Origin of the sequence: uncultured Winogradskyella sp., assembly GCF_947496485.1 — a bacterium.
In the GTDB taxonomy this organism is placed as follows: Bacteria; Bacteroidota; Bacteroidia; order Flavobacteriales; family Flavobacteriaceae; genus Winogradskyella.
This window is the reverse complement of sequence record NZ_CANMCZ010000001.1, coordinates 453711-479604: the sequence shown is the minus strand read 5'-3', so window position 1 is coordinate 479604 and position 25894 is coordinate 453711. Positions and strand designations below refer to the sequence as shown.

The following is a 25894-nucleotide window of genomic DNA, read 5'->3' as shown; positions in this document are numbered from 1 at the left end:
AATTAATTCTTTTTAGAATAACCTACTGCCTCACCAATTAGTGTAGCACTTGTACAATCCGTAATATAAACGTTTACTAAGTCACCAACTTTATAGTGTTCTTTAGGGAACACAGCAACTATACTATCTGATGTTCTACCAGACCATTGTTGGTCAGATTTTTTTGATGCTTTTTCTATTAAAATTTCAACAGTGGTATTTAAGTGCTGACGTGTTCTGTATTCGCTATGTTGTCTTTGTAATTGTACAATATCATTAAGACGACGTTTTTTATCTACTTCAGGTACATCATCTTCCATCTTGCGGCCAGCCATAGTTCCTGGACGCTCAGAGTAGGTGAACATATAACCAAAACTGTATTTTACGTATTCCATTAAGCTTAATGTGTCTTTATGATCTTGCTCTGTTTCTGTAGGGAAACCTGCAATTAAATCCATACTTATAGAACATTCTGGTATCAAACGTCTAATATTATCTATAAGTTCAAAATATTCTTCACGTGTATGAAGCCTATTCATTTCCTTTAAAATACGGTCGCTTCCACTTTGCACAGGCAAATGAATATGCTTACAAATATTATCATATTTAGCCATGGTTTCTATAACATCCATAGTAAAATCCTGAGGATTAGATGTAGAAAAACGAATACGCATTTTTGGTTGCGCTTTTGCAGATAATTCTAATAATTTTGCAAAGTTTACAGCAGTTGCTTTTTGTAAATCCGTGGCTTTTTCAAAATCCTTTTTAAGTCCTCCACCATACCATAAATAGCTATCTACATTCTGACCCAAAAGCGTAATTTCTTTAAAACCTTTTGACCATAAATCATTAATTTCTTCAATAATGCTTTGTGGATCTCTACTACGTTCTCTTCCACGAGTAAAGGGAACAACGCAGAACGTGCACATATTATCACAACCACGAGTTATAGAAACAAATGCGGTGACTCCATTACTATTTAATCGCACAGGAGAAATATCGCCATAAGTTTCCTCTTTAGAAAGCACAACATTTATAGCATCTCTACCTTCATCAACTTCTGCCAGTAGATTAGGTAAATCCTTATAAGCATCTGGTCCTACTACTAAATCTACAATCTTTTCCTCTTCTAAGAATTTTGTTTTTAAGCGTTCTGCCATACAGCCTAACACTCCAACTTTCATTTTCGGGTTGGTGCGTTTTACAGCATTGTATTGTTGCAATCGTTTTCTAACTGTTTGCTCAGCTTTGTCTCTAATAGAACAAGTGTTGACTAAGACCAGGTCTGCTTCTTCTAATTTTTGAGTTGTATTAAAACCTTGCTCAGATAAAATGGAAGCTACAATTTCACTATCACTAAAATTCATAGCACAACCATAACTTTCAATAAAAAGCTTTCTTTGATTACCTTCTTTTTTATCTAAGATTAAGGTTTCGCCTTGTTTGTTTTCGTCTATTATTTTTTCCATAACATTTCCCATGAAAATGAGAATTTTATCTTTAAATTACCTTGTGCTCAATAAGCATGCAAAGATAATATTATTTTAGAGATTGTGACAAAGTGGCAGTTTTAATTATTTAATTTTGAATATCTGATAAAAAAAGATTTCTTTTGAAGTACTAACCAAAATTATCAAACATGAACATCACAGAAATTCAACGCCGTATTCAAAATGCTAAAGATTTAGATTTCGGAAACATATTTAATGAATCTATTGAATTATTTAAGAAAACTTGGGTAAATGGTTTGGTAACTATATTACTTAATATGGTTTTAGCTATACCAATAGTAATGATTGTGTATATACCTTTATTAGTATTAGGGCTAGCAGATACGTATACTAGTTCTTATGATTATTATGGGTCTTATAACTCCTACTCGCAGCCAGACTTAAGCCCAATTGCAGCAATTTCTATGTTCGTTTTATATATATTCTTGATGGCGGCAATGAGTGCTTTAGGAATGGGACTGAAAGCTGGATTTTATAGAATATGTAAGTTGAAAGATTTAGAACAAATGGGAAAAGAAGATTATTTTTATTTCTTTAAAAAACATTATCTAGGGAAAACTATTAAATTAGGTTTAGCATATGTAGGTATAACTCTTATTGCCGCCTTATTATGTTTCTTGCCCTTAATATATGCTTTTGTACCATTGACTTATATGTTTGTAGTCTATGCTTTTAATCCGGATAAATCGGTCTCAGAAATTATAAAATTAAGCTTTGATCTTGGCAATAGAAAATGGCTTTTAACATTTGGTTTGATGATAGTTTCAGGTTTCTTAGCTGGTATTGTAGGCATGTTAATGTGCTTTGTAGGTATATATGTTACTATGTCTTTTACATTTTTACCTCCATATCTTATTTACAGAGATGTTGTTGGTTTTGATGATGAAACTGATACACTACAGATTGAAGAAAATTCAACATTCTAGCGCAACCTTTTTAGATTTTTACATCTTATTATAAAAGAGCCTTATGAATTTCAGGAAAATAGTAGCGTTTTCAATGCTTGGTTTGTTATTAATGAATTTTCAATGTAACGAAGATGATCTTGTAACAAGTAACTGCGATGATTTAGTGGTTGTAGATAATTCAACATACCAAACTGTAGAATCTGCTTTTTATAGTTTGATTAGCGCAGACATAAGTGATGACTGTTTGCTTGTGAATATCTCTTCAAGTGGCTGTGATGGCAGTACTTGGATATTAACTTTGGTAGATTCTGAAGATATAGCAGAGTCCTTGCCTCCACAGAGATATTTAAAACTATCCTTGGTTAATAATGAAGCTTGTTTGGCAGTTTTTAATAAAGAACAATCATTCGATCTAACACCTCTTAGAATAGAAGGAGCGAATGAAATACTATTAAATATTGAAGATTTTCCAGAATCATTAACCTATTCATATTAGAAAATAAAATTTTTTAAAATTAGTTAGAGTCTTACTTTTTGTAAGGCTCTTTCTGTTTATTACAGCCTTAAAATCACGACTAAATGTATCGTATTTAAGACCAAATTAGGATTGTAACTTAATTTTCATATACATTTGTAACCTCAAAAAAAGAAAGAATGCCGAAGAATCTAGTTATAGTTGAGTCACCAGCAAAAGCTAAAACCATTGAGAAATTTTTAGGAAAAGATTATAAAGTGGAGTCCAGTTTTGGGCACATTGCAGATCTACCTTCTAAAGAATTAGGAGTGGATGTTGAAGGAGATTTTATGCCAAAGTATCAAGTCTCTAAAGACAAGAAGGATGTAGTTAAAAGGCTAAAGGATTTAGCTAAAAAAGCGGATATGGTTTGGTTAGCAAGTGATGAGGATCGAGAGGGTGAAGCAATAGCATGGCACTTGGCAGAAACTTTAAAACTTGATAAAGAAAAAACAAAGCGAATTGTATTCCACGAGATTACAAAAAGCGCCATCAATAAGGCGATCGAAAACCCAAGAAGTATAGATTATAACTTGGTAGATGCTCAGCAAGCTAGACGTGTTTTAGACCGTATAGTAGGTTACGAATTATCGCCTGTATTATGGAGAAAAGTTAAAGGTGGGTTATCTGCTGGTAGAGTACAATCGGTTTCTGTACGTTTAATCGTAGAACGCGAAAGAGCTATAGACAATTTTGAAGCCAAAGCCTCATATAGAGTTGATGCGGAATTTTCTAATGAAGATGGAAATTCATTTAAAGCTAAATTGCCGAAGAATTTCAATTCTGAAAAAGAAGCCCTTCAATTTCTAAACGATAATATAGGTGCAACTTATAAGGTTTCAGATCTGCAAAAGAAACCTGCTAAAAAATCAGCTGCAGCTCCATTTACAACATCTACGCTTCAACAAGAAGCATCACGTAAACTAGGATTTTCTGTAAGTAGAACTATGAGTAACGCACAACGTTTGTACGAAGCGGGTTTAATTACTTATATGAGAACAGATAGTGTTAATCTTTCTGAAGAGGCTAAAAAAGGTGCTGAAAATGAAATCATTTCAGCATTTGGTTCAGAATATAGTAATCCGAAGAGTTATAAAGGAAAGTCTAAAGGAGCACAAGAAGCTCATGAAGCTATAAGACCAACAGATTTTGCTAATCATACAGTAAATGCAGAACGCGACCAAGCGAGATTATACGATTTGATTTGGAAACGCGCTATCGCTTCTCAAATGAGCGATGCAAAATTAGAGCGTACAAATCTTAAAATAACTATTGATGCTAATAATAAGGTTAGCGATCAGTTTACTGCAAATGGTGAAATTATAACTTTTGATGGTTTTCTTAAAGTATATTTAGAAGGTACAGATGATGAAGATACAGAACAAGAAGGGATTTTACCAGATTTAAAAATCGGTGAAATACTCGAGAATAAGTACATTACAGCAACGCAACGTTTTACCAGACCACCTGCAAGATATACTGAAGCCTCATTGGTGAAACAATTAGAAGAACTAGGTATTGGTAGACCGTCAACATACGCACCAACCATATCGACTATTCAAAATAGAAATTATGTTGAAAAAGGAAGTCATGAAGGAGAAGAAAGAGGATACAAGCAATTAGTCTTTGAAAAAGGTGATATAAAACAAAATGAACTATCTGAAAAAACAGGCTCTAATAAAGGTAAACTTGTACCGACAGACATAGGTATTATTGTTACCGATTTCTTAGTGAATCATTTTGAAAGTATTTTGGATTATAACTTCACAGCTAAAGTAGAAGATAAATTTGATGATATAGCTGAAGGCAAAGAAGATTGGCGAGAAATGATGAAGGATTTTTATAAAGGCTTCCATCCACAAGTTGAAGATGTAAAAGAAAATGCCGAACGCGAATCTGGAGAACGTATTCTTGGAGAGGATCCAAAAACTGGTCGTCAAGTCAGTGTGCGTTTAGGTAAATTTGGGCCAATGGTACAAGTTGGTACTATGGATGATGAAGAGAAACCCAAGTTTGCAAGTTTATCACCAGACCAGCAATTAAACTCAATAACATTTGAAGAGGCAATGGACTTATTTAAGTTGCCAAAAGCTTTAGGACATTATAAGGATGATGAGGTAGAAGTTAATAATGGACGTTTTGGACCTTATGTACGTTTTGGTAAAAAGTTTGTTTCGCTTCCAAAAGGAGTAGATCCATTAAGTGTAGAATTAGATGAGGCTATCATATATATTAAGGAGAAAGAAAAAGCAGATGCTCCTATATATATATATAAGGATATAGAAGTTACTAAAGGAAAAGGACGTTTTGGGCCATTTATTAAATGGAACAACATGTTTATCAATGTAAATAAGAAGTATGATTGGGATAATTTATCTGAGGAAGATATTGTAACCTTGATAGAAGAAAAGATTCAAAAAGAAATAGATAAGGTTATCCATAACTGGGAAGATGAAGGTATTCGAGTTGAGAAAGCAAGATGGGGAAGACACAATATTATAAAAGGCAAGCAAAAAGTAGAATTGGCAAAAACAGTAGATGTTAGTAAAATGACATTAGAAAAAGCGCAAGCACTACTTGAAAAGAATGCGCCTAAGAAGAAAACTACCAGAAAGAAAACCACAAAGAAAAAAACGACCACCAAAAAGAAGTAATACATTATGAATTTTAATTTCCTTTCGCCTGTCTCTGATGCAGTTTTAGCTCATAACGAACTCATAGCACAACAAGCACTTGGAAAAAAGATTAAAATTCATTCGCATCAAAAAGGCATTCCAGACTTAGAAGGTGTGCAAATTGTAATCATTGGAGTTAAAGAGAACAGAAATGATGTCAATTATATAGGTGCAGAAATAAGCTTCGACTCAATAAGAAAAACATTATACACTTTATTTCCTGGAAATTGGTATACCTCAATCGCTGATTTAGGTGATATTGAACCAGGTGAAACTGTAGAGGATACATACTTTGCTTTAAGAACAGCAATTACAGTTTTAGTAGAAAAGGATATTATTCCTATTATTTTAGGCGGAAGTCAAGACTTAACATATGCTAATTACAGAGCATACGATTCAGTATTACCTATGGTGAATATTGTAAATGTTGATACTAATTTTGATTTGGGTGATGCTAACCTCCCTATTAAGAACAACAGTTATGTTGGTAAAGTGATTGTAGAAGAACCTTACAATCTGTTTAATTACTCTACTATAGGTTATCAAACCTATTTTAACTCCCAAGAAGAAATAGATCTCATAGAAAAGTTGTATTTTGAGGCTTATCGCTTAGGAGAAATTTCTAGTGACATTAATATGGTAGAGCCGCTTATGCGAGATGCACATATAGTATCAGTAGATTTAAAGTCGGTGAGAGCGGCAGAGGTTAGTGATAATCAAAAATATTCACCTAATGGATTTTCTGGTAAAGAGATATGTGCTATTGGTAGATATGCTGGTATAAGCAATAAAGTATCTTCTTTTGGAATATATGAATACCATAATTCAAAAAATGACAGTGCAACTTCTATGTTGGTGGCGCAAATGATATGGTATTTTGTGGAAGGGGTAAATTGCAGAGTAAAGGATGACGATTTTTTAAACGAAAAGCATTATCAAAAATATAATGTTTTGGTAGAAGAAGATGATCTTACCTTCTATAAAAGTTTAAAAACTGGTAGATGGTGGATTGAGATACCATTTTTACCAGATGTTAATAATAAATTAAAGAAGCATACGTTATTACCTTGCATGCATGCCGATTATGTACGCGCAACTCAAGGTGAAATACCAGAACGTTGGTATAAAGCCTACAGGAAGAATAGCTTCTAAAATGAACGTTTTATCGATTATCAACCCTTTTTTCATCGATGAACTGCTTATTTTTAGGACGAAATGCAAAAAAATTGTAAAAAAAGTTGTTTATTCGAAAATATATAAATATGTTTACGACCTCAAAATTAATTATGACTAATTTAACCTCGAGTTACTATGAATATTAAAAAGTTTATTTTACTAACCGCAGTACTAGTTTTGGTTGCCAGCTGTAATTCTGGAGACCGTGGACAATTGGTAGGTGTAAAAGGAAAATCGTGGCATCCAGAAAAACCCTATGGAATGACTTTAGTTCCTGGTGGAGCTTTTATTATGGGTAAATCTGATGATGACTTAGCTGGTGTGCAAGATGCACCCACAAAAACCGCTACTGTACGTGCATTTTATATGGACGAAACAGAAATTACAAACAGTGAGTATCGTCAATTTGTAGAATGGGTAAGAGATTCCGTTCTAAGATTAAAGTTAGCTGAAATGGCTGATTTAGAAGGTAAGACTCCTGGTAATGGAGACATTGGAGAATTTGCATATAAAGATGCAAATCCCGAAGACCTTAACGCTTACGAAAGCTATATGCAAAATACATATGGTAATGAGCAAAGAAAAATTAATCGTGATGCAGATTTATATTTCGATACTGATGATTACCCAGACGAATTATATGCTGAAGTGATGGATGGTATGTATTTACCTCTTGAAGAATCATATAATGGTCAACGTACTTGGGATGTTAAGCAATTTAAGTTCCAATATACTTATATGGATATCCAAAAAGCAGCTAGAAACAGAAATCTTAAACGTTCTGAAGTTGTAATTCAGCAAGAAGTAGAGGTATATCCAGATACAACAGCATGGATTCGAGATTTTGCATACTCATATAATGAGCCAATGCACAATGATTATTTCTGGCACGATGCTTATGGAAATTATCCAGTAGTTGGCGTTTCTTGGAAACAAGCTCAAGCTTTTTGTCAGTGGAGAACTTTAAACCATAACGGTTACCAAAGAAGCAAAGGTAAACAACCTGTTAACTCATATAGATTGCCATCTGAAGCAGAATGGGAGTATGCAGCACGTGGTGGACTACAAGGAGCAACATATCCTTGGGGTGGACCTTACACTAAAAACGACAGAGGTTGTTTTATGGCTAACTTTAAACCATTAAGAGGTGATTATGCAGCAGATCAGGCTTTATATACTGTAGAAGCAGATGCTTACGATCCAAATGATTTTAATCTATATAATATGGCAGGTAACGTTTCAGAATGGGTAAACGGTTCTTACGATCCTGCATCATATGAATATTCTTCATCAATAAATCCAAATGTAAACGATCCTGATAACACTCGTAAAGTGGTAAGAGGTGGTTCTTGGAAAGATGTTGCTTATTTCTTACAAGTAAGCTCAAGAGATTATGAATATGCAGATTCTGCAAGAAGTTATATTGGCTTTAGAACAGTTCAGGATTACATGGGAACTGAAGTCACTAAAAATGCAGCAACGAATTAAAAAATAAAAATAAATAATAACCAAATTAAATTAACCTACTTAAGTTACATCCATTAACTTAAACTTAAAACTAAACAAATTATGGCACAGAAGAAATTATCATCAATGAACATGGTCTATGGACTTGGAGCGGCAATTGTAATTATTGGCGCATTATTCAAGATTCAGCATTGGCCTTACGGATCACTTATACTTACTATTGGTATGATTGTAGAAGCAATTGTATTTACAATTTCAGCCTTTGAAAAACAAGGAGATGACTTAGATTGGTCATTAGTATACCCTGAATTAGCTGGCGGACAGACTTCAGGTAAAAAGAAAAAAGAAGAGCCAAAAGATGCTGAAGGTTTATTGTCTAAGAAATTAGATGGTTTATTAAAAGAAGCTAAAATTGATGGAGAACTTATGGCTAGCTTAGGCACAAGTATCAAAAATTTTGAAGGAGCAGCAAGAGGAATTTCACCAACTGTGGATTCAATGACAGCTCAAAAGAAATATAGCGAAGAATTATCATTAGCTGCAGCGCAAATGGAATCTTTAAATAGTTTGTATAAAGTACAAATGGAAAGTGCAAATCGTCAAGCAGCTATAAATGAAGAGGCTGTTGAAAATGCTACTAAATTAAAAGAGCAAATGCAATCCTTAGCATCTAACCTTTCATCATTAAATGGTGTATATGGTGGTATGTTATCTGCAATGAACAAAAACTAATTGGTTTTTATAATCGAGATTTATTAATTAACATTTAAAAACTAAATTAAAATGGCAGGAGGAAAATTATCTGCAAGGCAGAAAATGATTAACTTAATGTACTTGGTATTTATTGCTATGATTGCAATGACCATGTCGAAAGAAGTTTTATCGGCATTTGGTTTAATGAATGCTAAATTTGTAGGGGCGAATGAATTAGCGTCTGCTTCAAATGAAGGTATTCTTACTCAATTAAGTACACAAGCTGAAGAAAAGCCTGAGGAGTTTGCAGCTGCAAATGAAAAGGCCAAACAAATAAGCATTATTTCTGATGATTTTTATAAATTCTTAGAAAATGTAAAAGCTAACGATATTGTGAAAAATGGACAATATGAGTTAGAAGATGGAAAGTTACCTTATGAAGAAATGGATAAAGGTGATAAGTTAGATGAGCTTTGGTTTACTGGAGATCGTCTTACTAAAAGAGGTGATGAAATCGTTGCAAGAATCGATAAATTTAAAAATGACTTAAAAGCTGTAATACCAAATGAAGGTAAATGGCTTCCAGTTATTGCAAGTATTGAAAAACGTTTTAATACTGGATTAGTAGAAAATAATGAAGGAAAAGAAAAGAAATGGTTAGATTATCATTTCCAAGGATTTCCTGCAATTGCATCATATACAAAATTAACAGCTATGCAAAATGATGTTAAAGCTACTGAAACTAATATTTATAACGGATTTTTAGGAAATCTTGTTAGTGACGCTACTTCTTTAAAGAAATACCAGGCTATCGTATTGGCAGACAAATCTGCATTTTTTGCAGGTGAAAAATTCCAAGGTAGAGTAGTATTAGGAAAGTATGCTAATGTAACACCAACAAAATTAACTGTTGGGGGACAAGAAATTGATTTAACCAATGCTATTGATTCTACTGGTGCAGCAAAATTAGATTTTAATGTTGGAAATGTTGGTGAGCATAATATTGAAGGTAAATTTACTTTCTTAGAAGATGGTAAGCCGTTAGATATTCCAATTATTGGAAACTATGTTGTAGTACCAAGACCAAATTCTGCTACTATTTCAGCAGATAAGATGAATGTTGTTTATCGTGGTGTATCAAACCCAATGACTATTTCTTTTGCTGGCGTACCAGATAATAAGGTGAAAGCAAACGCAACTGGACTTAAAGATTTAGGAAAAGGTAAATACGTAATGAATCCAAGTTCTGGTAGAGAAGTGACTATTAATGTTACTGCTACTCTAGATGATGGTTCAAGAGCAAGTGATAAAAAGACTTTTAGAATTAAAGATATTCCAGCTCCTACGGGTACAATTGCTAAACAGAGTGGTGTGGTAAAATTACCAAAGCGTAATGTTGAGATAGGTACTGTTGGTGCAGAATTAAATGATTTTGTATTCGATTTACCAATTGGTGTAACGTCATTCAAAATTAAAGTTCCAGGACAACCAACTGTAAATGTTGCTGGTACTAAAATGAATAGTCAAGCCAAAGCAGCTATTAAAAAAGCACGTAGAGGAGACAATATCACTATTTTCGATATCAAGGCAAAAATAACAAATAACGCATCATACAGACTAAAAAATGTATCGCCAGTTATTGTTGAAGTAACTAATTAACCTATAATTTTCGTATAAGAAATACGTTAGTAATATAATATCCCAAATTAAAATTAAGATAAGATGAAATTTAAAAGCTTTATATATGTCGGACTGGCTCTTTTTGCAACCAATACCATGTTTGCACAGGCTAATGTCCTTAATGCTAAAATACCAGAAGAGATTGGCATGAAAACAGAAGCACAACTACTTCTAGATAACGACAAACCATTAGAATACGGTTATGTTGGAGATAGAGATATCTTATTTTCTAAAATGATCTGGGAAAAAGTGGTTCTAGATGAGCGTGTTAATTTTCCTTTGTATTTTCCAATTGAGAATAACTTAGGAGATGACAGAAAATCGTTGTACCAAGTATTAATGGATAACATTAAAAGCGGTATGATACCTAAGGTGTATGGTGATTCGTATTTTACAGAAGAACGTACTCTTGAAGATTTGAAGCCATCTTTAACTATGACTAAAATTACTGATGCTGGTATTGACTATATGAATGAAAACGGTGTGAGTGAAGATGAGATACCAGAAGAGTATGTTATCAGAAGAGAAATCGGAGCTGCTGACATTAATTCATTTCTTATTAAAGGTCTTTGGTATTTTGATAAGCGTCAAGGAGAATTAAAATACCGTATTTTGGGTATTGCTCCTGCAGCACCAGATGTTAACTTTATTGATTCTGAAGATGACGCCAATAGTGAGCCTATTCCTATGTTTTGGGTATTCTATCCAGAAGTAAGAGATATTATGCATGAGGCTAAAGCATTTAATGACAAAAACAGTGCAGTACCATTATCTTTTGATCACTTATTAAACAGCAGACGCTTTGGTGGAATAATCTACAAAGAAGAAAATGTTTATGGTGATAGAGAGGTAAAAGAGTATGTAGCTGAAAACGCTTTAATGCAACTTTTAGAATCAGAACGTATCAAAGATAAAATTAGAAACTTTGAACAAGACATGTGGAGTTACTAGTTAACACACATCGATAGAAATAGAAACGCTCACTTTAAAAGTGAGCGTTTTTTTGTTTAATTTAGTTCTATTCTCATGCTGAGCGTGTCTAATCATATGTTATTTTTACCACAATGAAAGAAGTAGATTATATTATTGTAGGTTGTGGATTAGCGAGCATAGCCTTTTGTGAACAATTGAGAGCACATAATAAATCTTTTGTAGTATTTGATGATAATTCGCAGAAGTCTTCTATAGTTGCGGCAGGATTATATAATCCAGTAATATTAAAACGTTTTTCAGAAGTTTGGAAAGCCAAGGAACAATTAGCACTTGCTCTTCCACTTTATGTAAAGATTGAAAAAGAGCTAAACATTAAGTTTGATTATAAGCTTAGAATTTTAAGAAGGCTTAACTCAATACAAGAGCAGAATAAATGGTTTACAGCATCAGACAAACCAAGTCTAGAAGCATTTCTTTCAACACAATTAATTAAGAATAAAAATCCTCAAATTGATGCACCTTTTGGATATGGTGAAGTGTTGCATGCTGGTCGTGTAGATACCGAAACACTAATTTCTGGTTACAAAAATTTATTAAGAAAGAAGGGTTTTCTGAAAGATGCGACTTTTCAACATATTAATATTCAATTAGAAAAATCTATAATTCGATATGATAATTTTAGGACTAAACAAATAGTGTTTGCTGAAGGTTTTGGCGTTAAGAAGAATCCATTTTTTAGCCACATTCCTCTAACAGGATCAAAAGGTGAAATTTTGACTATAAAAGCACCAGACTTAAAAATTGAATACGCCATTAAATCATCAGTATTTGTTATTCCACTCGGTGAAGATTTATATAATGTAGGTTCTACATACAACAATGAAGATAAATCAAGTGCACCTACAGCAACAGCAAAAGAAGAACTACTTTCAAAACTAAGAACATTTGTAAAATGTGATTTTGAAGTTATAAATCATGTCGCAGGCATCAGACCAACTGTTAAAGATAGAAGACCTTTAATTGGCAGGCATACAAAACATGAAAATCTTTATGTGTTAAACGGCCTGGGAACAAGAGGAGTCATGATTGCACCTTATGTTGCAGACAAGCTTTTCAAGTTCATTGAAAATGATAAAATATTAGACTCAGAAATTGATATAAACCGATTTATTTAGTTCAGAGAACAAGAAATTTTATGTGAATATTAGAAAGCATTTCTTCGTTTTCTTTAGGTAGACTAGGATGGGTTATATTTAACGAATAGATTGATCCAAATATTTCTAGCTAACCTCATGATAATTGGCATAAACCCAATTAAAGTAATTATAATAGCAATAAAAGCTGAAGTTGGTGAGGATTCAAAAATTAAATAGCTAATAACAAAAGCAGCAACTGCAAAAGCAATTCCGACACCATAGCTTACGTACATAGAGCCATAGAAAAAAGAAGGCTCTATTTGGTATTTAAGATTACAATGAGAGCATTTTTCATTCATTCTTAAAGTATCTGGAAGTGCATAAGGATTTTTATTTGTGTACATTGATTCCTGATGGCATTTCGGACAAGCTCCAAACAAAATGCTATACAATTTCATTCCTTTTTTTATCATACTATAATAGCTTACTTTTGCACTTTTAAAATAAAGAGCAAAGATACTTTTTTAGAATTGATGTTCTGTAACTTATATCACTTATATGCTCAATATCCATAATCTTTCCATTTCATTTCAAGGAGAATATCTTTTCGAAGAGATTACCTTTAAGTTAGGTCTTGGCGATCGCATTGGTTTAATAGGAAAAAATGGAGCTGGTAAATCTACTATGCTTAGAATTTTATCTAAGGAGCAAGAAGCAGATTCTGGGCAAATTGCAGCAGATAAGGATTTAAAAATTGGATTTCTTAAACAAGATATCGACTTCGATTTTGGAAAAACAGTTTTAGAAGAGTCCTATGAAGCTTTTAAAGAAATTAAAGCATGTGAAACTAAGTTAGAACATATAAATACCCAATTAGCAGAGCGTAAGGATTATGAAAGTGACTCTTATCATCAATTGATGATAGATTTAAATGATATTCAGCATCAATACGAAATTTTAGGGGGTTATAATTATCAAGGGGAAACTGAAAAAATACTTCAAGGATTAGGCTTCCAACGTGAAGATTTTGATAAGCTTACAGACACCTTCTCAGGGGGTTGGAGAATGCGAATAGAGTTGGCAAAACTTCTACTTCAAAATAATGATTTGTTGTTATTAGATGAGCCAACTAACCACTTAGATATAGAGTCTATTATATGGTTAGAAAACTTCTTAAAAAATTATGGTGGAGCTGTAGTTATTGTTTCACATGATAAAATGTTTCTAGATAATGTTACTAATCGAACTATTGAAATTTCTTTAGGACGAATCTACGATTACAATAAACCGTATACTAAATTTTTGGCACTGCGAAAAGAAATGAAAGTTCAACAGTTGGCAGCTCAAAAAAATCAAGAAAAACAGATTCAGCAAACAGAAAAGCTAATTGAAAAGTTTAGAGCTAAAGCGTCTAAGGCTACCATGGCACAATCTCTAATTAAAAAATTAGATAAGATCGATAGAATTGAAGTCGATGAAGATGATAATAGTGTGATGTCATTAAATTTCCCTGTGTCAATCACACCGGGCAAAGTAGTTGTTGAAGTCGAAAACGTCTCTAAAAATTATGATGACTTGCAAGTCTTACACAATGTAAATTTAGCAATTGCAAGAGACACTAAAACTGCATTTGTAGGGCAGAATGGTCAAGGTAAATCCACCTTAGCAAAAATCATAGTCGGTGAAATTGAGCACCAAGGAAGTTTGAAACTAGGGCATAATGTACAAATTGGTTATTTTGCTCAAAATCAGGCAGAGTATTTAGATGGAAACAAGACTGTTTTAGATACTATGATTGATGCTGCTAACGAAACTAATAGAAGTAAAGTTAGAGATATATTAGGCTCTTTTTTATTTAGAGGAGAAGAAGCAGAAAAATATGTGAGAGTACTTTCTGGTGGAGAGCGAAATCGATTAGCCTTGGCAAAGTTATTATTGCAACCTCTAAATGTACTCATCATGGATGAGCCTACAAATCACCTAGATATAAAGTCTAAAAATGTGTTGAAGGATGCTTTAAAAAAGTTTAAAGGCACATTAATTCTCGTATCTCATGACAGAGATTTTCTTCAGGGTCTAACAGATACTGTTTACGAATTTAAAGATCAGAATATTAGAGAGTATTTAGGCGATATTGACTTCTATTTAGAACAACGTAATATCGAAAACTTAAGAGAAGCAGAAAAACGAACTGTCATTGCAAACAAGCCGAAAGAAAGTAACAAGCAGAGTTACGAGGACCAAAAGAGATTAAAGTCTTTAAACAACAAATTGAGTAATATAGAATCTAAAATTAACCAGCTAGAAAAGGATATTAAGTCTGATGATTTAAAGTTGGCGACAGATTATGATAAAACAGCTTCTAATCCTAAGTTTTTTGATGCTTATCAATCCAAGAAAAACTCATTAGAACAATTATTGGAAGATTGGGAGTCTGTACAAGAACAATTAGACACCATTAACAATTAAGATTATTTTAACGGCAAAGCATTCAGTTATGGGTAAATTTGCGGTTTAACAACCATCAATACCCACAATGCGTAAAATTATTCTTTCTATATTAGGAATACTTCTAATAGTTGGTGCTTATTTTCTAAGTCAATCTATTGCCGAAAACAAGAAAAACAAAAGACCAGCACCAGCCAAAGTCGTAAAGACGGTCTTTACGGATACAGTTCAAAACTCAACAGTTCAGATTGTAATTCCTGCAAATGGAAGTTTAGTTGCACAGCGACGAGTAGAATTATATGCTGAAGTTCAAGGTGTTTTCAAAACGAGCGGTAAACTCTTTAAACCAGGACAAGAATATCGAAAAGGTGAGAATCTGATTCGTATTGATGCTTCAGAATATTATGCGAGTGTACAATCTTCTAAGAGTAATTTGTATAATTCTATCGCTGCTATAATGCCAGATTTGCGATTAGATTTTCCTGAAATCTTTCAAAAATGGCAAACATATCTTAGTGGTTTTGATTTAAATAAGACAACACCTAAGTTACCCGAAATGACTTCTGAAAAAGAAAATTATTTCATTACAGGTCGAGGTATTGTTTCAAACTATTATAATGTAAAGAATCTAGAACAACGCTTAGGTAAATACAATATTAAAGCACCATTTCCCGGAATATTAACTGAAGCTTTAGTTACAGAAGGTTCCTTAATAAGAAGTGGCCAAAAATTAGGCGAATACATAGATCCATCTATTTACGAAATGGAAGTGGCTTTAGGTAAAAACTACGCGAGTCTATTAAGAGTAGGCGAAAAAGTAGTTTTGAAAAATCTAGATAATACAGAAACTTATTCTGGTAAAGTATCTCGTGTTAATGGAAGTATAGATGCAACGACACAAACTATTACAGCATACATAGAGGTCGAAAATAAAACACTTAAAGAAGGTATGTATTTAGAAGCTAATCTTAATGCAAAACAAGAAACTAATGCGATTGAGGTTAATAGAAGTTTGGTGCTAGAAGGCGATCAAATCTTTATTGTTAGAGATAGTATTTTAGATGTGATTGACGTCAATCCTGTTTATTTTTCTGATACTAAAGTTGTACTAAAGAACGTGCCCGATGGAACCGTTATGGTATCTAAACCAATTCCTGGAGCTTATGCAGGTATGTTGGTCAAACCTTTCAGAGTTACTGACAAAGCAAATACCGAATCGTCTAAAAAAGCAAATTAAACGATGAGAAAACTAATTGCTTTTTTTATCAGACATAGTGTTGCTGTTAATGTTGTTGTTTTGACCTTTGTTGTTTTTGGTTTCTTTGGAGCAAAAAATCTTAAATCTTCATTTTTTCCTTTAATAGATTCTAAGAACATTAGCATTAATGTTACGTATCCTGGTGCTTCACCTCAAGAAGTTGAAGAAGGTATAATTCTAAAAATAGAAGATAATCTCAAAGGTTTAAATGGTGTAGAACGTGTTACATCTACATCTAGAGAGAACAGCGGAAATATAAATGTTGAAATCGAGAAAGGGAAGGATATCGATTTTATGCTTCTCGAAGTCAAGAACGCTGTGGATCGAGTACCTACGTTTCCTGTTGGTATGGAACCTTTAATTGTCGCAAAGCAAGAAGCTTTAAGACCGACTATTACTTTTGCCATAAGTGGTTCTAAAATACCATTGACAACTTTAAAGCAAATAGGGAGGCAGGTTGAAAATGACCTCAGAGGTATTGATGGAATTTCACAAATTCAAATAACGGGATATCCAGATGAAGAAATTGAAATAGCTTTAAATGAAACTAATTTATTAGCCTACAATTTAACTTTTTCTGAAGTTGCACAAGCTATAAATGAATCTAGTCTTATTACTACTGGTGGAACTATTAAAACCGATGCGGAAGAATATCTTATTAGGGCTAACTCAAGGTCATATTATGCAGATGAGTTATCAAATTTAGTTGTAAAAGCTGATGCAACTGGTCGTACCATTCAACTTAAAGATATAGCTGAAGTAAGAGATCAGTTTTCAGAAACTCCTAATTCTAATTACTTTAATGGAGACTTATCTATTAATGTCACAATTACGAGTACAAATACTGAAGATTTAATCACGTCGGCAGATAAAACAAAAGCCTATATTGAAGAATTTAATCAAAAATATGATAATGTTCAACTCAATGTTGTAAGAGATTTATCAACTACGTTAGTGCAACGTACTGCTTTGCTTACAGAGAATGCGATTATTGGAATGATATTAGTTCTTCTATTTTTGTCATTATTCTTAAATACACGATTAGCATTTTGGGTGGCATTTGGTCTGCCAGTTGCATTCTTTGGAATGTTTATGTTTGCCGGATATTTTAATGTTACCATAAATGTATTATCTCTTTTTGGGATGATAATTGTTATTGGTATTCTTGTAGATGATGGTATTGTTATTGCTGAAAATATTTATCAACATTACGAAAAAGGAAAATCACCTGAAGAAGCTGCAATAGATGGTGTAATGGAAGTACTTCCAGCTATTGTCTCGGCTATATTAACTACAATATTAGCATTTGGTATTTTCTTATTTTTAGATGGACGAATAGGTGAATTTTTTGGTGAAGTTTCGGTAGTTGTAATGTTAACACTACTTGTTTCTTTAGTAGAAGCATTGATTATATTACCAGCACATTTAGCACATTCTAAGGCTTTAAGAGCGCAAAATCCTGATCAAAAACAAAATGTGTTTCAGAAGGTGTTCTCAAAATTAAGATACATCAATAAATTCGGTGATTTTATAATGCGTTGGTTACGTGACAATATGTATAGTCCAACATTGCGTTTTGCATTAAATTATAAATTCTTGACTATTTCGTTTTTCATAGTGTTCTTTATGTTAACCAATGCGAGTTTTCAAGGAGGAATAATTAGAGGTGCATTTTTTCCAAGAATTGCAAGTGATAGAATAGATGTATCACTTGAGATGCCGAATGGAACTAATGAAAAGGTAACAGATAGCATTATTTCATTTATTGAGGCAAAAGCTATTGAAGTAACTAATGAAATTAATGAGGAATATCTAGGTGAAGACTATGATAAGCATCTCGTTGAAAATATGATTAAAAGAGTTGGACCAGGTTCTGCCTCAGCATCATTAACTATTAACTTATTGCCAGGTGAAGAACGACCTAATGAAATTACATCAGATTTGGTTACTAATCGATTGCGAGAACGTGTGGGTCCGGTCATTGGTATAGAGAGTCTGGTATATGGTGGTGGTGGTAATTTTGGGGGTTTACCAGTTTCCGTATCTCTATTAGGCAACGATATTTCAGAATTAAAAGCAGTTAAATCAGAGCTAAAACAAAATCTAGAAAGTAACGTCTTACTCAAAGATGTTACAGATAACGATCCTGCCGGAATAAAAGAAATTCGATTAGAGCTTAATGAAAGTGCCTATGCTTTGGGTCTAAATTTAAGAACTGTAATGACACAAGTCCGCTCAGCATTTTTTGGTGCACAAGCGCAGCGTTTTCAGAGAGGGCAAGATGAGATTAGAGTGTGGGTGCGCTATGATAGAGCTAATCGTTCTTCAATCAACAACTTAGATAACATGCGTATTACGGCACCAAACGGTCAAAAAGTGCCTCTAAAAGAAATAGCAATTTATAGTATTGCACGTGGTGATGTGGCAATTAATCATTTGGAGGGTCGAAGAGAAATACAAGTGTCTGCAGATATAAAAGACACAAAAAAGACTAGTGCTACAGATATTATGGCAGAGATTAGAGATGATATTATGCCAGAGATTTTATCAAGATACCCTACAGTAACTCCATCCTACGAAGGGCAAAACAGAGAGCGTGTGAAACTGATGAATTCATTAACACCTGTTGGTTTAACGGTGCTTATGCTAATCTATGTTGTTATTGCTTTTACCTTTAGAAGCTATAGCCAACCTTTGCTCTTATTATTAATGATTCCTCTTAGTTTACCAGCTGTAGCTTGGGGACATTGGATTCATGATTTTCCTTTAAATATTTTATCAATGTTAGGGATCATAGCGCTTATAGGAATTATGGTTAATGATGGACTAGTACTTATAAGCAAATTCAATAGTAATTTAAGAGAAGGCTTAGCATTTGATGATGCGTTATATGAGGCTGGCCGATCTCGTTTTAGAGCTATATTCTTAACGTCTATTACCACAGTGGCAGGTTTGGCGCCATTAATATTTGAAGAAAGTAGACAAGCACAGTTTTTAATTCCTATGGCAGTTTCTATTGCTTACGGAATTGGCTTCGCAACGGTTTTAACTTTAATCGTGCTGCCCATTTTCTTATCGTTTAGTAACTTTTTAAAGAAGAATATTAAATGGCTAGTTACAGGAGACGAAATTACTAAAGAAGAAGTAGAGCGCGCTATAAAAGAGAAGAACGAAGAAATTAAATCAGAAAATCTCAGAATTAGGTATAATAAAGAACATTTTATAACGCAAGGAAATGAAGAAGCATAGTTTTAATATAATTGTTTTAGTCCTCACGTTCTGTATTTCTTTTAAAGGGGTTTCTCAACAAGAAGTATTAACGAAAGAACAGGCTGTAGCTTTGGCCTTAGATAATAACTACGGCGTAAAAATTGCGAAAAATGCGGTAACGGTCGCAGAAAATAATACAAGTATTTTAAATACAGGGTTTTTACCAACAGTTACTGGTAACGCAGGTGCAACTTATAATCTAGATAATTCTGAAGTAGAATTTTCAGATGCTAGTAGACCGAGCGCAATTTTAAATGGAGCAGAAAGTTCACGTTACAATGCTAGTGTAAATGTTAACTATATGCTTTTTGACGGTCTAGGGAGACGTTATAATTATAAGCGATTAAAAGAGCAATATCAATTATCAGAATTGCAAGCCAGAGAAACCATTGAGAATACTATAATACAACTATTTTCAGTGTATTATAATGTGGCACAATTAGCTGATAATTTAAACACATTAGAAGAAACACTCAACGTTACAAAAGATAGATTGGTACGTGCAGAATATCAATTTGAATATGGTCAAAATACAAAGTTAGAAGTCCTTAATGCTCAAGTTGATATAAACAACGACAGTATTAACATAATTAATACCAAGCAGCAATTAAAAAATGCCAAGCGCGATTTAAAATTAGTTCTTGGAGAAGTTTACAACACTGATTTTGATGTTGAAACAGAAGTTCAATTTACACTACAGTTTCAAAAAGATAGCTTATTTGAAAAAGCAAAATCTCGAAATGTTGCTTTGCTTCAAACCGAAAAAAATATAGCAATTAGTAAACTAGATATTAGTTCTGGTAGATCTGCTTATTTGCCAGCAGTTGGCTTAACTGGTTCATACGGTTGGAATAAAAATAATAACAATGCGGCGTCATTTGTGGCTACATCAACAAATACAGGTTTGTCAGGTGGCTTAAATCTTAGCTGGAATTTATTTGATGGAGGATCAACAATTAATAGAGTAAGAAATGCCAAGATAAATCTTGAAACTCAAAAACTTCAAAAAGAAAATATTCTTCTTAACATAGAGCGCGATTTTAATAATGCGTGGGATAATTATATGAATAGATTAGAGATTTATGACATTCAAGAAAAGAATATTTTAACTGCGCAGAATAATTTTGAACGTACTCAAGAAAAGTTCAAGATTGGTCAAGTTAATTCTATTGAATTTAGACAAGCACAACTTAATTTGTTAAGTGCAGAACTAAGCAGAAACCAAGCCAAGTTTGAAGCCAAATTATCTGAGTTAGAGGTACTTCAGATTAGTGGAGAATTACTGAATGTTGAATTCTAAAATTAAAGCATAATGGATGAATATTTTTTTCAATGTCCATACTGTTGGGAACAGATTTCCATGTTAGTTGACACATCTCAAAGTCAACAGAAATATATAGAAGACTGTGAAATTTGTTGTAATCCAATTCAGGTTTCTATAGCTGTAGAAAACTATGAAATTATTAATTTTCAGGCAGAAAACATAGAACAGTAGAAATTGCTAAACATCTGATATTTAAATTTTTAAGAATTAATAGAATGTAGTTCGTCGAATAAATTTGCAGTTTATAGTCATTCCATCTATATTCGTTAGGTTATTGTGCCCCTCCACAAAAATCTATCATCATGAAAAACTTAAAACTAGCCTTATTTTTCTGTTTAATTTCAGTAGTCTCTTTTGCTCAAGTTTCGCAAGACGAAAAAACAGCTCTTATAGATTTATATAATGCTACTAATGGTGATTCTTGGAATAAATCTTGGGATTTAGACCAACCCGTTTCGACTTGGAATGGAGTGACATTAGAAAACGATAATGTTGTAGCAATTACCCTAAGTTTTAATAGCTTGTATGGGAACCTACCGGAATCAATTTCAAACTTAAAGAGTTTAAAAATACTAGATCTATCATTCAATAAATTAGAAGGTGAATTACCAGAATCTATAGTAAACTTATCTAATTTGGAAGAGTTAAAATTATTTTCTAATAATTTTAAAGGCGAAATACCATTTCAAATCGGAAGTTTAGCACAATTAAAATCTATTGAGTTATTTAATAATAATTTCTCTGGTGAAATACCATCGACAATAGTAAATCTAACCAAGTTAGAAAGCTTAATATTAAGCAGTAACCAGTTAATAGGAAAGTTACCTTCAAACCTTTCTAATTTAAAATCATTGAAAGTATTAAGTGTTTTTGATAACAATTTATTAGGAACCATTCCTTCATCTATTGGTGAGTTAAAGCAATTAGAAGAACTAGTACTGTCTAATAATGCATTTTATGGTAGTTTACCAAATGAGTTGGCACAATTAACAAACCTTAAAACCTTACTATTAAGTAATAATGAATTTAAAGGAAATTATGCAGTCTTAAAAGACAAGTTACCAAATATTGTGGACTTCGATTTAGATAAAGCGAATATGAAAGGAGCTTTAGCCACTTTAGATTCTGAAGATGATAATGATTGAATTGATTTAGCAATAATCAATTGAATAAGAAATAACGCTTTAAATTAATTTAGAGCGTTATTTTTTTACTTAGTCTTTTGTAATCTAAAAAAAGTATTATCTTTGCAGTCCTAAAATGATTGAGTCGGTATTATGAACCGAAAGTTAAAAGCTAAGACAATCATTTTGATATTAAATCGCGGGATAGAGCAGTAGGTAGCTCGTCGGGCTCATAACCCGAAGGTCACTGGTTCGAGTCCAGTTCCCGCTACAAAGACAACCAGATACGAAAGTGTCTGGTTTTTTCTTTTTCAGAAAATAGTAGAAATTTCTGATTTAGGTCCAACGAACTTTTACTATTAATCTTCTACATAATAAGATATGATTTAGTCTGGTATCTATCGAAATTCTAGATTCATTCGAGTTGTTTTAGATGTTGCTAGTTAGTTTTACTGTAATGTATTCTGCTCAATTCTTTTAAAGTATCTGCTGCTTGCTCTGCTGTAATATCTCTTTGTGGATTTGCAAACATCTCATATCCAACCATAAACTTTTTTATTTCTGCAGATCGTAAAAGTGGAGGATAAAACGACATATGAAAATGCCATTCTGGGTGCTCTTCATCTGTTGGACTTTGATGTATGCCAGAAGAATACGGAAAAGAGGTCTCGAACAAATTATCATATTTAGTTGTTAAATCCTTAATTATTTCTGCAAAGGCTAGTTGCTCCGCATTATTTAACTGACTAATATGTTGATGATGTTTTATTGGAACAATCATCGTTTCATATGGCCATACGGCCCAATAAGGAACCAATGCAACAAAGTAATTATTTTTTAGAATGATTCGTTTGTCTAACTCAATTTCTTGTTGAATATAATCAGATATTAAACTTTCATTGTTTGCATCCCAATAGTTCTTTTGTTGTATTTGCTTTTTTAATACTATTTCTGGAATAGATTGTTGTGCCCAAATTTGACCATGAGGATGTGGATTACTACATCCCATGATATCGCCTTTGTTTTCAAATATTTGTACATGATTTATATTTGGATTTGCTCCAAGTTCAGCATATTCTTTTTTCCATAAACTTATCACATCATCAATCTCTGATACAGACATTAATGGCAGTGTTAAAGAGTGCTCTGGGGAAAAACAAATTACTTTACATATTCCGGTTTCTGTTGTCGCTTTTAATAAACCTTCATCAAAATTGCTTTCTGTTGTTTTAGATAATAAAGCAGCAAAATCATTTTTAAAACTATAAGTGCTAGGATAATCTGGATTTATTTCTCCACTTGCTCTTTTGTTGGTAGGACATAAATAACAGCTTTCATCGTATTTCGCTTTTTTAACAGTCACAGTTTTGTCTGTTTTTCCTTGCCAAGGGCGTTTAGTTCTATGTGGCGAAACCAAAACCCATTCATCTGTTAAAATGTTATATCTTCTATGTGGTTGAGTGTATATTGTAGAATCCATATTATACTTTTCTAACACCATCACTTATGGTGGTTATAATTGATGATAATTTAATACTATATTTTTCTTCGTATAACGCTGAGACATTATCAATAAATTTTTCAACCTTATCTTCATGAACCAAATTGATGGTACAACCTCCAAAACCACCTCCCATCATCCTAGACCCTAAAACATAATCTAAATCTTTAGTTTGTTTAACTAAAAAGTCTAATTCTTTGCAGCTTACCTCATACAAGTGCTGTAAACCTTGATGCGATTGATATAAACATTCTCCAAAATTTTTTAAATCTTTAGCTTTTAAAAACGCAAAAGCTTTAAGTGTTCTTTTGTTTTCTTGAGTTACATATAAGGCTCTATTGTATATTTTTTCAGGTAGAACGTTCTTAAATTCTTTAACCACTTTGGCTGGTACTTCTGTTAAAAATTGAAAATTGGGATATTTTTCCTGAATGGCTTCTAGGGCAGAATTACATTCATTTCTTCTTATATTGTATTCGCTACTTGCTAAACTGTGTGAAACGCCTGAATTAAGTAAAACAACTTTATACGGACTAAATTCTGCTTCAATTAAATCATAATCTAAGGTTTCGCAATTTAAAAGAATGAGGTGATCCTTTTTACCTTTTACTACTGCAAATTGATCCATGATACCACATTTAGTACCAACAAATGTGTGCTCTGCATCTCTTGATAGTTTGATGATTTCTATATCTGACAAACCAATATCAAACAATTCATTTACACCCTTAGCAACACCACATTCTAATGCTGCCGAAGAACTTATTCCCGATCCTAAAGGTAAATTACTTTCGATTACACAATCAAATCCTTTAATAGAACCTGGTCTTAGCTTATTGATATGAAACAACACTCCTAAAATATAGTTATGCCATTCCACATCACTTCTAAGCAAATTATTTAAGTCAACGATAAAACTGTTCTTATAATTTCTTGAAAGAATTTCACAAGTATTACTGTTGTTTTTCCTTAAACTAAATATGATTTTTTTATCCATGGCAGCAGGTAACACATGACCGCCATTATAGTCTATGTGCTCACCAATAAGATTTATTCTTCCAGGAGATTCAATAATTATTTCACTTTTAAATCTGTTAATGTCCAACATTGCTAATAAATTTTTACTTAAAATAGAAATGCTATTTTTTTGAGGTTACTTTAATTTCCCAATCTATGCTATAAGTCTTCCCGGATTCTAAAACTTGCAATCCCATTTTATTATTAAAACTATCCGACACACCTGTAGTAGGTTCAATGGCTATTGTATTAGTTTTAGGAGGCGTGTATAATTGTAAAAAAGTTTCACTTGATGATGCACTAATTTCCAAGTTATAACTTGGCGTTTTAAATTCTATAGTATTAGTATTCAAAATAAAACAGTCGTCTAGTTTTTTGTCTTTAACTTCAAAATTGTTATTGTTCTTAAAATCTTCAATCCCTGTTGTTATCATTTTTTCATTTAAAATCAATTTTTTATCACTGTCGAACGTCAAAGTACTATCATATAAATTGTCACTTATAAAATACGGATGCCAACCCAACGTAAAAGGAAACGGTTTTGTGTCCGTATTTTTTACTAAAACATAAAGTTTTAAGCCATTTTCATTTAAAGTGTATTGTAATTGAATCGTATATGTATAAGGAAATCCTTTAGATTCTTTTGCCTCATTATATTCCAATTTAATTGAAGCTTCATTCTCTGAGCTATTTTTATCCAAAATTTTAAAGGTTTTATTATAAACCAAACCATGCAAAGCATTGTTCTCTTCTTTCTGATTTATGTAAAACTGATAATTCTTTCTATTAAAAGTATAAGTACCATCTTTAATTCTATTGGCAAATGGGAATAAAATAGACGAAGCATAGGTGTCTTTATATTTTAAAGGAGATAAATCCTCAATAATAAAAGTGTTATTTAGGCATAACTCCTGTAGACTTGCTCCATCGTTTAGAACTATTTTTGCGCAAGAGTTATTTCTGGTGTTTATCAATTTAATATTATCAGATTGATTATCCTTTATATGTTCTATTTTATACATTCCTAAGTGTTTAATTTAAACCGTTTTCTTAAAATCAGATGGTTTAATTTTCCTTTTTAAGATATTTCTTGTTGTTTGATTATAAATCAAATTTAATATTGTAAAAAGATTATGTTATCCTGTTCTGTCCTACTTCAACTCTATTCTATTCTATTCTATTAGTTTCGTTCTTAGTATACAATATTATGTGCCATTCTAATTTATTATTAGAAATGATATCTCAAGGTATGGATTTGATAATTAACATTTAGAAGACAG

20 protein-coding genes and 1 tRNA gene are annotated in these 25894 nt (G+C 32.5%); 16 read left to right on the top strand and 5 right to left on the bottom strand.

What is annotated here, in order from left to right:
• Positions 1 to 2: 2 nt before the first annotated feature.
• Positions 3 to 1448, bottom strand: coding sequence for a tRNA (N6-isopentenyl adenosine(37)-C2)-methylthiotransferase MiaB (gene miaB, locus Q0822_RS01920; protein ID WP_299119442.1), 1446 nt, complete (start codon positions 1446 to 1448; stop codon positions 3 to 5).
• Positions 1449 to 1618: 170 nt separating this feature from the next.
• Here miaB and Q0822_RS01915 point away from each other — a divergent pair, with 170 nt between their 5' ends.
• The 9 genes from Q0822_RS01915 (at position 1619) to Q0822_RS01875 (ending at position 12711) form a co-directional block, all read left to right on the top strand.
• On the top strand, positions 1619 to 2416 hold the full coding sequence (locus Q0822_RS01915) for a hypothetical protein (RefSeq protein ID WP_299119440.1): 798 nt from the start codon (positions 1619 to 1621) through the stop codon (positions 2414 to 2416).
• A 43-nt stretch (positions 2417 to 2459) separates the two neighbouring features.
• Positions 2460 to 2894, top strand: a complete 435-nt coding sequence (locus Q0822_RS01910) for a hypothetical protein (RefSeq protein ID WP_299119438.1) — start codon at positions 2460 to 2462, stop codon at positions 2892 to 2894.
• 158 nt (positions 2895 to 3052) lie between these two features.
• Positions 3053 to 5566 carry a type I DNA topoisomerase gene (gene topA, locus Q0822_RS01905; RefSeq protein WP_299119435.1) on the top strand — a complete coding sequence of 838 codons (2514 nt, stop codon included), beginning with the start codon at positions 3053 to 3055 and terminating at the stop codon, positions 5564 to 5566.
• Positions 5567 to 5572: 6 nt separating this feature from the next.
• Complete coding sequence (locus tag Q0822_RS01900; RefSeq protein ID WP_299119433.1) at positions 5573 to 6739, top strand: formimidoylglutamase; 1167 nt, start codon at positions 5573 to 5575, stop codon at positions 6737 to 6739.
• A 159-nt stretch (positions 6740 to 6898) separates the two neighbouring features.
• Entirely contained in the window at positions 6899 to 8251 is a 1353-nt protein-coding gene (gene gldK, locus Q0822_RS01895; protein ID WP_299119431.1) for a gliding motility lipoprotein GldK, read from the top strand.
• Between the two features lie 81 nt (positions 8252 to 8332).
• Positions 8333 to 8962, top strand: coding sequence for a gliding motility protein GldL (gldL, locus tag Q0822_RS01890; protein ID WP_299119428.1), 630 nt, complete (start codon positions 8333 to 8335; stop codon positions 8960 to 8962).
• Positions 8963 to 9013: 51 nt separating this feature from the next.
• Positions 9014 to 10582: a gliding motility protein GldM gene (gene gldM / locus Q0822_RS01885; protein WP_299119426.1), complete on the top strand. Its 1569-nt coding sequence runs from the start codon at positions 9014 to 9016 to the stop codon at positions 10580 to 10582.
• 63 nt (positions 10583 to 10645) lie between these two features.
• Positions 10646 to 11554 carry a gliding motility protein GldN gene (gene gldN, locus Q0822_RS01880; protein ID WP_299119423.1) on the top strand — a complete coding sequence of 303 codons (909 nt, stop codon included), beginning with the start codon at positions 10646 to 10648 and terminating at the stop codon, positions 11552 to 11554.
• Positions 11555 to 11667: 113 nt separating this feature from the next.
• Entirely contained in the window at positions 11668 to 12711 is a 1044-nt protein-coding gene (locus Q0822_RS01875; protein WP_299119421.1) for an FAD-dependent oxidoreductase, read from the top strand.
• A 62-nt stretch (positions 12712 to 12773) separates the two neighbouring features.
• Here Q0822_RS01875 and Q0822_RS01870 read toward each other — a convergent pair whose 3' ends face one another.
• On the bottom strand, positions 12774 to 13145 hold the full coding sequence (locus Q0822_RS01870; RefSeq protein WP_299119418.1) for a DUF983 domain-containing protein: 372 nt from the start codon (positions 13143 to 13145) through the stop codon (positions 12774 to 12776).
• 85 nt (positions 13146 to 13230) lie between these two features.
• On the opposite strand from Q0822_RS01870, the gene Q0822_RS01865 reads away from it, so the two are divergent.
• The 7 genes from Q0822_RS01865 (at position 13231) to Q0822_RS01835 (ending at position 22367) form a co-directional block, all read left to right on the top strand.
• On the top strand, positions 13231 to 15141 hold the full coding sequence (locus tag Q0822_RS01865) for an ABC-F family ATP-binding cassette domain-containing protein (RefSeq protein ID WP_299119415.1): 1911 nt from the start codon (positions 13231 to 13233) through the stop codon (positions 15139 to 15141).
• A gap of 67 nt (positions 15142 to 15208) precedes the next feature.
• Complete coding sequence (locus Q0822_RS01860; protein WP_299119412.1) at positions 15209 to 16357, top strand: HlyD family efflux transporter periplasmic adaptor subunit; 1149 nt, start codon at positions 15209 to 15211, stop codon at positions 16355 to 16357.
• Between the two features lie 3 nt (positions 16358 to 16360).
• Positions 16361 to 19627: an efflux RND transporter permease subunit gene (locus tag Q0822_RS01855; RefSeq protein WP_299119410.1), complete on the top strand. Its 3267-nt coding sequence runs from the start codon at positions 16361 to 16363 to the stop codon at positions 19625 to 19627.
• Positions 19614 to 20948: a TolC family protein gene (locus Q0822_RS01850; RefSeq protein WP_299119408.1), complete on the top strand. Its 1335-nt coding sequence runs from the start codon at positions 19614 to 19616 to the stop codon at positions 20946 to 20948. Before Q0822_RS01855 ends, Q0822_RS01850 begins: the two co-directional genes overlap by 14 nt.
• 12 nt (positions 20949 to 20960) lie before the next feature.
• Positions 20961 to 21143 (top strand): CPXCG motif-containing cysteine-rich protein, encoded by a 183-nt coding sequence (locus tag Q0822_RS01845; protein WP_299119405.1) that lies wholly within the window; start codon positions 20961 to 20963, stop codon positions 21141 to 21143.
• A 131-nt stretch (positions 21144 to 21274) separates the two neighbouring features.
• Positions 21275 to 22117, top strand: coding sequence for a Two component regulator three Y domain protein (locus Q0822_RS01840; RefSeq protein ID WP_299119402.1), 843 nt, complete (start codon positions 21275 to 21277; stop codon positions 22115 to 22117).
• 177 nt (positions 22118 to 22294) lie between these two features.
• Positions 22295 to 22367, top strand: a tRNA-Met gene (locus Q0822_RS01835).
• Positions 22368 to 22535: 168 nt separating this feature from the next.
• On the opposite strand, the gene Q0822_RS01830 is transcribed toward Q0822_RS01835, so the two are convergent.
• From Q0822_RS01830 to Q0822_RS01820, 3 genes are read right to left on the bottom strand one after another with little or no spacing between them, the layout of a single operon-like run.
• The gene (locus Q0822_RS01830; protein WP_299119399.1) at positions 22536 to 23576 is read right to left on the bottom strand and encodes a UDP-glucose--hexose-1-phosphate uridylyltransferase; all 1041 of its coding nucleotides are present in this window, start codon (positions 23574 to 23576) and stop codon (positions 22536 to 22538) included.
• 1 nt (position 23577) lies between these two features.
• The gene (galK, locus tag Q0822_RS01825) at positions 23578 to 24705 is read right to left on the bottom strand and encodes a galactokinase (RefSeq protein WP_299119397.1); all 1128 of its coding nucleotides are present in this window, start codon (positions 24703 to 24705) and stop codon (positions 23578 to 23580) included.
• Between the two features lie 31 nt (positions 24706 to 24736).
• Positions 24737 to 25636, bottom strand: coding sequence for an aldose 1-epimerase (locus Q0822_RS01820; RefSeq protein WP_299119394.1), 900 nt, complete (start codon positions 25634 to 25636; stop codon positions 24737 to 24739).
• Positions 25637 to 25894 lie beyond the last annotated feature (258 nt).